General features: G+C 72.2%; 12 protein-coding genes. 9 read left to right on the top strand and 3 right to left on the bottom strand.

Annotated elements, in window-relative coordinates; translation table 11 throughout:
• Positions 1–119: 119 nt before the first annotated feature.
• A complete protein-coding gene (locus AB0N03_RS48910) occupies positions 120–1163 on the bottom strand; it encodes a ferrochelatase (protein WP_364387785.1) in 1044 nt (347 codons plus the stop codon).
• An 86-nt stretch (positions 1164–1249) separates the two neighbouring features.
• Between AB0N03_RS48910 and AB0N03_RS48905 the strand changes: the two genes are divergently transcribed.
• Positions 1250–1831: a TetR/AcrR family transcriptional regulator gene (locus AB0N03_RS48905; protein ID WP_364387783.1), complete on the top strand. Its 582-nt coding sequence runs from the start codon at positions 1250–1252 to the stop codon at positions 1829–1831.
• A 68-nt stretch (positions 1832–1899) separates the two neighbouring features.
• On the top strand, positions 1900–3060 hold the full coding sequence (locus AB0N03_RS48900; RefSeq protein WP_364387781.1) for a Cmx/CmrA family chloramphenicol efflux MFS transporter: 1161 nt from the start codon (positions 1900–1902) through the stop codon (positions 3058–3060).
• Between the two features lie 2 nt (positions 3061–3062).
• Here AB0N03_RS48900 and fabI read toward each other — a convergent pair whose 3' ends face one another.
• Complete coding sequence (fabI, locus tag AB0N03_RS48895) at positions 3063–3830, bottom strand: enoyl-ACP reductase FabI (RefSeq protein WP_364387780.1); 768 nt, start codon at positions 3828–3830, stop codon at positions 3063–3065.
• Positions 3831–3864: 34 nt separating this feature from the next.
• Complete coding sequence (locus AB0N03_RS48890; protein ID WP_364387778.1) at positions 3865–4569, bottom strand: beta-ketoacyl-ACP reductase; 705 nt, start codon at positions 4567–4569, stop codon at positions 3865–3867.
• 185 nt (positions 4570–4754) lie between these two features.
• Between AB0N03_RS48890 and AB0N03_RS48885 the strand changes: the two genes are divergently transcribed.
• The 7 genes from AB0N03_RS48885 to AB0N03_RS48855 are packed head-to-tail and all read left to right on the top strand — an operon-like array spanning position 4755 to position 10542.
• Entirely contained in the window at positions 4755–6083 is a 1329-nt protein-coding gene (locus tag AB0N03_RS48885) for an MFS transporter (protein WP_364387776.1), read from the top strand.
• 7 nt (positions 6084–6090) lie between these two features.
• Complete coding sequence (locus AB0N03_RS48880; RefSeq protein WP_364387774.1) at positions 6091–6768, top strand: response regulator transcription factor; 678 nt, start codon at positions 6091–6093, stop codon at positions 6766–6768.
• Between the two features lie 4 nt (positions 6769–6772).
• On the top strand, positions 6773–8164 hold the full coding sequence (locus tag AB0N03_RS48875) for a HAMP domain-containing sensor histidine kinase (protein WP_364387773.1): 1392 nt from the start codon (positions 6773–6775) through the stop codon (positions 8162–8164).
• Complete coding sequence (locus tag AB0N03_RS48870; protein ID WP_364387771.1) at positions 8161–9105, top strand: TAXI family TRAP transporter solute-binding subunit; 945 nt, start codon at positions 8161–8163, stop codon at positions 9103–9105. Before AB0N03_RS48875 ends, AB0N03_RS48870 begins: the two co-directional genes overlap by 4 nt.
• Before the next feature lie 16 nt (positions 9106–9121).
• Positions 9122–9544: a thioesterase family protein gene (locus tag AB0N03_RS48865; RefSeq protein ID WP_364387769.1), complete on the top strand. Its 423-nt coding sequence runs from the start codon at positions 9122–9124 to the stop codon at positions 9542–9544.
• Between the two features lie 3 nt (positions 9545–9547).
• A complete protein-coding gene (locus tag AB0N03_RS48860; RefSeq protein ID WP_364387767.1) occupies positions 9548–10009 on the top strand; it encodes a tRNA (cytidine(34)-2'-O)-methyltransferase in 462 nt (153 codons plus the stop codon).
• Between the two features lie 23 nt (positions 10010–10032).
• Positions 10033–10542: a hypothetical protein gene (locus tag AB0N03_RS48855; RefSeq protein ID WP_364387765.1), complete on the top strand. Its 510-nt coding sequence runs from the start codon at positions 10033–10035 to the stop codon at positions 10540–10542.

Genomic DNA, 10542 nt, shown 5'->3' with positions numbered 1-10542 from the left:
AGCAGACGGCCCGCGAGGGCTGAGGACTCCAGCGCCCCAAGGTGGCCTTGGTTGCGTTGAACGCACCGAAGGGCCCCTTGGGTGCGTTCAACGCACCGAAGGCCACCTTGGGGCGCTCGTCACCGGGCCGGGCGCTTGGCCGGCTCGCAGCACCCCACCGCGCAGGGCGCACCGTTCACCGTGCAGCCCGCCGCCGGGAACGGGGACAGCTTGCGCGGCTCCAGCCCGTGGGTGTGCTCGCGCACCAGCTCCACCACCAGTTCCGCGAAGCGGGGGTCCGAGCCCGCCGCAGCCGCGCGGGCGAACGCCATTCCGTGCTCCGCCGCTCGCTCGGCCGCCTCGTTGTCCAGATCCCAGATCACCTCGAGGTGATCCGAGACGAACCCGATCGGCGACACGACCACGCCGGTGACCCCGGACTCGTGCAGCGCGTCGATGTGGTCGACGATGTCCGGCTCCAGCCACCGGACCTGCGGCGGCCCCGAGCGCGACTGCCAGACGACGTCGTACTCCGCGATGCCCGCCTCGGCCGCCACCAGCCGCGCCGCCTCCGCGATCTGGCGCGAGTACCGCCGGCCGCCCTCCGACGGCGGTCCGGAAGCGACGTCCGCGCTCGAAGGTACCGAGTGGGCCGTGAAGACCGTGCGGATCCCGGGCGCGTCACCCAGCGACGCGTGCGCCGCGCGCACGCCGTCCGCCACCGCCGAGACGAACAGCGGGTGGTCGAAGAACTGGCGCAGCTTCACCAGTTCGGGAGCGTCCGGGCCGACCGCTGCCCGGGCTCGCTCGATGTCCTCGTCGTACTGGCGGCACGCCGAGTAGCCGCCGTACGCGCTCGTCGGAAACACGAGGACCCGCTTCGCACCCTCCGAGGTCAGCGACGCCAGGGTGTCCTCGACCATCGGGTGCCAGTTGCGGTTGCCGAAGTGCACCGGCAGGTCGATCCCGGCGGCCGAGAGCCGCTTCTCCACCGCGGCCATCGCGTCGCGGTTCAGCGCGTTGATCGGCGAGACGCCGCCGAAGTGCTGGTAGTGCTCAGCCACTTCGAGGAGCCGTTCCCGCGGCACGCCCCGGCCCTTGGTGACGTTCTCGAGGAACGGCATGACGTCGTCGGGCCCTTCCGGACCGCCGAACGAAAGCCACAGCAACGCGTCGTATCCCACCCCGTCATCTTGCCGATGTGGCGGCCCGCACGCTGACGCGGGCCCGTTATGAATCGACCAGTACAAAACCTGGTAGGCTCGTGCCCATGGCCAGGCCCCGGGAGTTCGACGAGACCGCCGCCGTCGAAAGCGCGATGCACGCGTTCTGGGCCCGCGGCTACGAGGCGACGTCGACGCAGGACCTGTGCGAGGCCACCGGGCTCGGGCGCAGCAGCGTCTACAACACCTTCACCAGCAAGAAAGCGCTGTTCCAGCGCACCTTGACGCACTACAGCGCCCAGGGTCTCGCCGGCCGGAAAGCCGTCCTCGAGGGGCCGGGCACCGCCGCCGACCGCCTCGCGGCCATGTTCGACGGCCTCATCGACGACGAGCTGGAGCACGACCGGCGCGGCTGCCTCGTCGTCAACACCCTCGCCGAACTCGGCATCCCCGACGACGAAGTCGGCGAAGCCCTCCGCCGCGACACCGAGCAGCAGCTGGCCCTGCTCGGCGAATGCGTGCGCGAAGGCGTCCTCGACCGCAGTCTCCGGGACGGCCGCACCCCGGCCGACGTCGCCGAGTTCCTGCTCAGCACCATTTCCGGGCTCCGGGTGATGTCCCGCCGCGGCGCGAGCCCCGACGCCATGCACGCCGTCGCGGACCTCGCCCTCTCGGCCGTCACCGCCTAGCGGCCGGCACGAACGAGACAAACGCCACCCCAATTTTGTACTGACCGATACACAACCAAGGAGGACCCGTGCCCCTGGCCGTCTTCGTCCTCGGGCTCAGCGTGTTCGCGCTGGGCACGTCCGAGTTCATGATCACCGGCCTGCTCCCCGGGATGGCCACCGACCTCGGCGTCACCATCCCCGACGCCGGCCTGCTGATCTCCGCCTTCGCGATCGGCATGGTCGTCGGCGCGCCACTGCTGGCGATCGCCACCCTGCGGCTCCCCCGCCGCCGGACGCTGCTCGCCCTGCTCGCGGTCTTCTTCGGGGCGCACGTCGTGGGTGCGCTGTCCACCGGCTACGCGCTGCTGTTCGCGACCCGCGTGGTGGCCGCGCTCGCCTGCGCGGGCTTCTGGGCCGTCGCCGTGGCGACGACGATCGCGCTGGTGCCCGTCGAGCGCCGCGGCCGGGCGATGGCGGTGCTGGTCGGCGGGCTGACCGTGGCCAACATCGCGGGCGTCCCCGCGGGCACGTTCATCGGCCAGCACGCGGGCTGGCGGACGGCGTTCTGGGCGGTCGCGGCCGTGACGCTGCTGGCGGCGGCCGGAGTGGCCGCGCTGGTGCCGGAGACCACCGGCGCCGGGATGAGCGTCCGCACCGAGCTGCGGCTCTACCGGCGCGGCCGGGTTTGGCTCGCCCTCGGCGTGATCGCCCTGTGCCAGGCCATGATCTTCGCCGCGTTCAGCTATCTCGCGCCGCTGCTGACCGAGACCGACGGCCTGGCACCGGAGTGGGTCCCGGGCGTCCTCGCCCTGTTCGGCGTCGGCGCGCTCGCCGGGATAACGGCCGGCGGGCGGTTGGCCGACCGGCACCCGTTCGCCACGCTCTACGGCTGCGTCGCGCTCGCGCTGGCCGCTCTGCTCGTCCTGGCCCTCACGACGGACCCGGTGGTCGCCGTGGCCGCCGTGCTCGTCTTCGGGGCCGCCGGGTTCGGCGCCAACCCGGCGCTGAACGTCCGCACGTACGCCGTGGCCGGGAACGCGCCGACGCTCGTCGGCGCCAGCACGACGGCGGCGTTCAACGTCGGCAACACGATCGGGCCGTGGCTCGGCGGCGTCGCGATCGGTGCCGGCCTGGGCTTCCCGAGCGTCGCGTGGACGGGCATCGCGCTCGGCGCGGCGACCCTGGTCGCGCTCACGGTCGCGGTCGTCGTCCAGCGGAGCGACGACCGCGAACCGGTGCTCGCGTGAGATCAGATGCCGAGGGCGTGGACCCCGCCGTCGACCATGATCATCGAGCCGGTGGTGGCCGGCAGCCAGTCCGACAGCAGCGCGCAGACGCTCTTGGCCGTCGGGTCCGGGTCCGAGCTGTCCCAGCCGAGCGGCGCGCGGTCACCCCAGCCGTCCTCGAGGTCCGAGAAGCCCGGGATCGACTTCGCCGCCATCGTCTTCATCGGGCCGGCGCTGACCAGGTTGACGCGGATGCCCTGCGGGCCCAGCTCCTTCGCCAGGTACCGGTTGACCGACTCCAGCGCGGCCTTCGCGACACCCATCCAGTTGTAGACCGGCCACGCGACGCGGGCGTCGAAGTCCATCCCGACGATCGACCCACCACGGCCCATCAGCGGCAGGGACGCCTTCGCCAGCGACATGAACGAGTACGCCGAGACCTCGACCGCGGTCTTGACGTCTTCGGCCGGCGCGTCGAGGAACGGCGCGCCGAGGCAGGTCTGCGGGGCGAACCCGATCGAATGCAGCACGCCGTCGAGGCCGTCGACGTGCTCGCGGATCCGGTCGGCGAGAGTGTCGAGGTGCTCCTGGTTCGTCACGTCCAGTTCGATCACCGGCGCGGGCTCGGGCAGCCGCTTCGCGATGGTCTTGACCAGCGACATGCGGCCGAAGCCGGTCAGCACCACCTTCGCGCCCTCCTGCTGCGCGATCTTGGCCGCGTGGAAGGCGAGCGACGCGTCGGTGATGATGCCGGTGATCAGCAGGCGCTTGCCTTCGAGCAGTCCGGGCACGGGTCCTCCAGGTCTTGGTTCGGGATAAGGGAAGTCAGTGGCCGAGGCCGAGGCCGCCGTCGACCGGCAGCACCGCGCCGTTGACGTACCCGGCTTCGTCGGAGGCCAGGTAGCGCACCGCGGCGGCGATCTCCGACGGCTCGGCGTACCGGCCGGAGGGCACCTGCGCGAGGACCTGCTTCTTGCGGTCCTCGGACAGCTGGTCGGTCATGTCGGTGTGCACGAAGCCGGGGGCGACGACGTTCGAGGTGATGTTGCGGGAGCCGAGCTCACGCGCCAGCGAGCGCGCGAAGCCGACGAGACCGGCCTTCGACGCCGCGTAGTTGGCCTGGCCGGCCGAGCCGGAGAGCCCGACGACGGAGGAAATGAAGACGAACCGGCCCCACTTGCCGCGCAGCATGCCGCGCGAAGCCCGCTTCGCGACCCGGTACGCGCCGGTCAGGTTCGCGTTGATGACGCGCTCGAACTGCTCGTCGCTCATCCGCATCAGCAGCGTGTCGTCGGTCAGCCCGGCGTTGGACACCAGCACCTCGACCGCGCCCTGGTGCTCCTCGACGAGCTTGAACGCCGCGTCGACCTGTTCGGTGTCGGTGACGTCCGCCTGCACCCCGAAGAGCCCCTCGGGCGCACCCGAACCACGGTGCGTGACGGCGACCTGGTGTCCCTGCTCCGCGAGATCCCGGGCGATCGCCAGACCGATGCCCCGGTTGCCCCCGGTGACCAGAACCGACCGTCCCACAGTGTTCTCCCTCTTCGTCGACCGTGCGCTGATGTCGGGCACGAGGTTATCGGCAGTGCCGCGGCGTCGCGCACCCGCGCCCGGAGGTGCCTGCGACCGTCCTAAGCGGGTGTTAGGAACTGTCCTCCGACCTTGCTGGTTACCCGCTGGTTGGTCACCGTGAGTCGCAACACAGGAGGTCGACGATGACAACCCGGATCAGCTCCGCGACCACAGGGGCCGTGAGCGAAAAGCGCGTGATCGGCAACGTGCTGCGCGGCTCCATCGGCAATCTGGTCGAGTGGTACGACTGGTACGCCTACGCGGCGTTCACCACGTACTTCGCCAAGTCCTTCTTCCCGACGACCGACACGACGGCCGCCTTCCTCGGCACCGCCGCGGTGTTCGCGGTCGGGTTCCTCATGCGCCCGCTCGGGGGCTGGATGCTGGGCCGGTTCGCCGACCGCTTCGGCCGCCGAAGCGCGCTGGTGCTTTCGGTCACGCTCATGGCGGGCGGCTCCCTGCTCATCGCCGTCACGCCGAGCTACCACACGATCGGCCTCGCGGCGCCGATCCTGCTGCTGGTCGCCCGGCTGATCCAGGGCCTGTCCGTCGGCGGCGAGTACTCCACCTCCGCGACGTACCTGTCCGAAGTGGCCACTCCCGGCAAGCGCGGGTTCTACTCCAGCTTCCAGTACGTCACCCTCTACGGCGGTCAGCTGCTGGCACTGGGCCTCCAGCTGATCCTGCAGGGCCTGCTCACCGAGCAGCAGCTGACGTCCTGGGGCTGGCGGATCGCGTTCGGCGTCGGCACGGTGGCCGCGCTCAGCGTCATGTGGCTGCGCCGCGGCATGGACGAGTCGGAGAGCTTCACCAAGGAAAAGGCCGGCGAGACGGCGGGCGAACGCGGCACGCTGCGCGCACTGGCCAAGTACCCCAAGGAGATCGCGCTCGTGGTCGGCCTGACCCTCGGCGGCACGGTGGCCTTCTACACCTTCGCCACCTACAGCCAGAAGTTCCTCGAGAACACCGCCCACATCCCGCGGCGCACGGTCACGATCATCCTGTTCTCGGCGATCCTGCTCGCGGCGATCCTGCAGCCGCTCGCGGGGAAGCTGTCCGACCGGATCGGCCGCCGCCCGCTGCTGCTGTTCTTCGGCATCGCGGGCACGCTGCTCACCGTGCCGATCATGACGGTGATGGGCTCGACCCGGAACCCGGTCGGCGCGTTCTTCCTCGTCCTGGCCGGGCTCGTCGTCGTGGCGGGCTACACGTCGATCAACGCGATCGTGAAGGCCGAGCTGTTCCCGACGAAGATCCGCGCCATCGGCGTCGGCCTGCCCTACGCGCTGACCGTCGCGATCTTCGGCGGCACCGCGGAGCTGATCGCGCAGGCGCTGAAGAGCGCCGGACACGAGTCGGTGTTCTTCTTCTACGTCGCGGGCTGCGTCCTGGTCTCCCTGATCGTCTACGGCACAATGCGGGAAACCTCGAAGAGCTCCGAACTCGAGGACCGCAGGGAAGACAAGCACTGACAAGGGGATGGCCGTGCGGGTGCTCCTCGTCGAAGACGACGCGGGTGTCGCGGGCGCGCTCGCGGAGTCGTTGCACGCGCGCGGTCATCCCGTCACCAGCGTCGGGCGCGGGGCCGACGCCCTGCACCGCCACCGCGACGCGGACCTCGTCCTCCTGGACCTGGGTCTGCCGGACCTCGACGGGCTCGACGTCCTGCGGAAGATCCGCGCCGTCTCGCCGGTGCCGGTGATCGTGCTGACCGCCCGCGGCGACGAGCGCTCGATCGTGCGCGGCCTGCGCCTCGGCGCCGACGACTACCTGACCAAGCCGGTCCGGCTGGCCGAGCTGCTCGCGCGCATGGACGCCGTCGTCCGCCGCGCGGTGGCCCGCGACGCCCCGGCCGACAGTGCCAGTGACGTCGTGCGCGTCGAGGACGTCGAGATCGACCTCGGCGGCCGCCGGGTCCTCGTCGCCGGCCACGACATCGGGCTGACGACCAAGGAGTTCGAGGTGCTGGCCGTGCTCGCCGCCCGTCCCGGCACCGCGGTGAGCCGCCAGCAGCTGATGGACGAGGTGTGGGGCGACGCCTACCTCGCGGTGTCGCGCTCGCTCGACGTCCACCTGACCGCGCTGCGGGCGAAGCTGGACCGACCCGGGCTCCTCACCACCATCCGCGGCTTCGGCTACCGGCTCGGCCGGGACTGACCCCGTGCGCACCCGGCTGCTGGTGGTCCTGGTCGCCCTCGCGCTCGCGGTGGTCGCCGCGTTCGCGGTCCCGCTGCTCGCGTCCACCGCCGAGCAGCGCACCCAGCAGCTGGTCATCTCCCGCACCGCCGACGTCGACCGGTTCGTCGTGCTAGCCCAGCAGGCCGTCGACACGCGCGACCCGGCCGCGCTCGCCGCCGACGCGGCCCGCTACGCCGAGCTGTACGGCGAAGGCGTCGTCATCGTCGACGCCCGGCGTGGGCCGCTGGTGCAGGCGGGCGGCCTGACCGTCGCCGACCCGGCGGTGCACGCCCTGGTCGAGGCGACGATGCGCAACGAACCGGCACCTCAGGTCGGCCGGCTCGGCCCGTGGTCGGCCGAACCGGCGTACTTCGCGCGACCGGTCGGCACCGGCACCCGGGTGTCCGGCGTGGTCGTGCTGCGGGCGTCGGTGACGGCGGCGGCCGCGGACGTCGCCACCCGCTGGGGCACCATCGGCGCCGGAGCGCTGCTGGTCGCGGTGGTGTTCGTGCTGCTCGCCGTGGTGCTGGCCCGCTGGATGGTGCGGCCACTGCACGAGCTGGAGACCGGCGTCCTGGCCGTCGCCGCCGGGCACCGCGCGCACGTCCCCGAGCGCACCGGGCCGCGGGAGCTGCGGGTGCTGGCCGGCGAGGTCAACCGGATGTCCGAAGCCGTCCTCGAAGCGGCCGACCAGCAGCACCGGCTGGTCGCCGACGCCTCCCACCAGCTGCGCAACCCGATGGCGGCGCTGCGGCTGCGCGTCGACTCGCTCGCCGGCCGGGTCGAGGGTGACGAGGCCACGTACCGGGCGACCGTGGCCGAGGTGGAACGCCTCGAGAAGCTGCTCGACGGATTGCTGGCCCTCGCACTGGCCGAGAGCACGGCGACCCGCGTCGCGGCCGGCGGGGCGGACGAGTCGTGCGACCTCGCTTCCGTGCTCGCCGAACGCGTCGACGCCTGGCGTCCCTCCGCCGACGACGCCGGTGCGACGCTCGTGCCGCCGCCCGGGCACGACGAGCCGGTCACCGTCCGCTGCCCGGAAGGCGAACTGGCGCAGATCCTCGATGTGGTGCTGGACAACGCCGTCCACTACGCCGGCCGCGGCGCGAAGATCACCACCGACTGGGAAAGCGGCGTCTCGACGGCCACTCTCGTCGTCCGCGACGACGGCCCCGGTCTGTCCACTGAGGACCGTGCGCGGGCCACCGAGCGGTTCTGGCGCGCCGGCGGCGAAGGCGCCCCGCGGGGGACCGGACTCGGGCTGGCCATCGCGCACCAGCAAGTGCGTACCCGCGGCGGAACCCTCGAACTGCGCCAGGCGTTCCCGCGCGGGCTCGACGTCCGCGTCACGCTGCCCCTCTCGGAGGCGCCATGACCCTCACGCGGCGAAGCGTCCTGCTCGGCGGCCTCGGGCTGGCCCTGGCCGGCTGCTCGACGTCCGGCTACGACGGTCCCGAACGGACGGTCACGATCGCGGCCGGCGAGCGCGGCGGCTTCTACCTGGCCTTCGCCGAGCTCCTCTCCGCCGAGCTGAGCCGGGCCGAGCCGCGGCTGCGCGCCACCGCCGTGCCGACCGAGGCGAGCGTCGCCAACGTCGGCCTCGTGCGGCACGGGCAAGCCGACCTCGGGCTCGTGCTCGCCGACGTCGCCCAGACGGCGCTCGCCGGGAACGCGCCGTTCGCGGAAAAGGTGCCGCTGCTCGCGCTCGGCCGCGTCTACGAGAACTACCTGCAGCTCGTGGTGCGGGCGGACGGCCCGGTCCGCCGGCTCGCCGACCTGGCGGGCCGCCCGGTGTCGCTCGGCGCGGGCGGGTCCGGCGCGGCCCAGCTCGGCGAGCGGCTGTTCGCGAAGGCCGGAGTCGCCGTCGACGCCCGGCACCTGCTCTTCGACGACGCCGTCCGGGCGCTGGCCGGCCGGCGGATCGACGCCATGCTGTGGTCCGGGGGCGTGCCGACGCCGAAGCTCGCGGACCTCACCCGCACGACACCGATCGCGCTGCTGCCGCTGGATGCGGTGGTGCCCGTGTTGCGCGCCGCGTACGGGCCGGTGTACGACCAGGTCCAAGTGCCTGACGGCGCCTACCGCGGCGTCGGGGCCCTGGGCACGATCGGCGTGGCGAACCTGCTCGTCTGCTCCCCCGCGCTACCCGACGACGTCGCCGCCGCGGTCGTCCGGGTGCTCGTGGAACGGGCGACCGACCTCGTGCCCGCCGAGGCGGTCGGCACGCAGTTCCTCGACGTGCGGACGCTGATCGGCACGCAGCCGGTGCCGCTGCAGCCGGGCGCGGCGGCCGCGTACCGGGCGCTGCACGGCTGAGCGCTAGATTGGGCCGGTGACCGAACCCCGCCGCCCGATCGCCGAGCTGCCGCTGCGCGTGCGCTACCACGAGTGCGACGGCCAGGGCATCGTCTTCAACGCCCACTACCTGGCCTATGTGGACATGTGCGCCTTCGAGGCGGAGAAGGTCCTGTTCGGTTCGCACGACGAGTTCCTGGCCCACCGCACCGACGTCGTGGTGGCGGAGGCCAACCTGAAGTTCCGTTCGCCGGCCCGGTACGACGAAGAGCTGGTCGTGTCGCAGTACCTGAACCACCTCGGGACGACGTCCCTGATCTTCGACTTCGAGATCCACCGCGGCGAGGCCCTCGTGGCGGCGGCGACCCTCCGGTACGTGTTCATCGACCCGGCCACCCTGCGTCCGGCGGCGCCGCCGGACCAGGTCCGCAAGGTGTACGCGGCCCTGCTCGAGGACTGAGCCGTGTTCCGCGTTCTCTTCCACCAGCCCGAAATCCCGCCGAACACGGGCAACGCCATCCGCCTCGCGGCGAACACGGGGTGCGAGCTGCACCTGGTCGAGCCGCTGGGGTTCACCCTGGAAGACAAGCAGCTGCGCCGGGCCGGGCTCGACTACCACGATCTCGCGCGGGTCCACGTGCACGCGTCGCTGTCCGCGGCGTGGGAAGTGTTGCTGCCGGCGAAGGTCTACGCGTTCAGCGCGTCCGCGACACGGCTGTACACGGAAGTTTCGTACGCGCCCGGGGACGTGCTGATGTTCGGGCAGGAGTCGGTGGGCCTGCCCGCTTCGGTGCAGGAGGCACCGGAAGTGACCGACCGCGTGCGGCTGCCGATGGTGCCGACGAGCCGGTCGCTCAACCTGGCCAACACCGCGGCGATCACGGTCTACGAGGCCTGGCGGCAGAACGGGTTCGCGACGCCGTGATCACCCTCCGGTAGGTTCGCCGGATGCGACAGCAGTTCCTGGGGGCGCTCATCGGCGCCGCGTTCGGCACCGTGTTCGTCCTCGTCAACTCCGGGACCCCGCTCCCCACGGCGATCGGCTGGGTGCTGCGCGCCCTCGCCGTGGTCGCGCTCGCGGCCGTCGTGGTGCTCGGTGTCCGCGCCGGCGGGCGGCCGACGCTCGAGGGACGGCCGCCGTTCGGGCCGAGCTACCGGGTGATCGTCCTCGGCGAAGTGGTGCTGCTCGTCGCCGGGTTCTTCGTGCTCAGCCTGCTGGACGCGCCGGTGCAGGCGAACGTCGCGTGGATCGCCACGATCGTCGGGCTCCACTTCGTCGCGCTGGCCTCGGCGTGGAAGACGCGGTCGATCCTGGTGGTCGGCGTGGTCCTCACCGTGCTGGGGGTCGTCGGCCTGGCCCTGCTCGGCAGCGCCGCGGAGTGGGTCCCGTTCGTGAGCGGCGTGCTCTCCGGCGTGGCCCTGCTCGGCGGAAGCCTTTACGGCGTCCGCCGAGCCTGA

The organism is Amycolatopsis sp. NPDC051061 (assembly GCF_040682935.1).
Taxonomy (GTDB): Bacteria; Actinomycetota; Actinomycetes; order Mycobacteriales; family Pseudonocardiaceae; genus Amycolatopsis.
Note: the sequence above shows the minus strand (reverse complement) of the source record. Positions and strands in the feature narration are given on the sequence as shown.

Bases quoted from the DNA above. Each gene is read 5' to 3' on its own strand.
- AB0N03_RS48870 (WP_364387771.1), top strand. From the start codon at position 8,161: ATGACCCTCACGCGGCGAAGCGTCCTGCTCGGCGGCCTCGGGCTGGCC.
- AB0N03_RS48880 (WP_364387774.1), top strand. From the start codon at position 6,091: ATGGCCGTGCGGGTGCTCCTCGTCGAAGACGACGCGGGTGTCGCGGGC.
- AB0N03_RS48905 (WP_364387783.1), top strand. From the start codon at position 1,250: ATGGCCAGGCCCCGGGAGTTCGACGAGACCGCCGCCGTCGAAAGCGCG.
- AB0N03_RS48885 (WP_364387776.1), top strand. From the start codon at position 4,755: ATGACAACCCGGATCAGCTCCGCGACCACAGGGGCCGTGAGCGAAAAG.
- AB0N03_RS48855 (WP_364387765.1), top strand. From the start codon at position 10,033: ATGCGACAGCAGTTCCTGGGGGCGCTCATCGGCGCCGCGTTCGGCACC.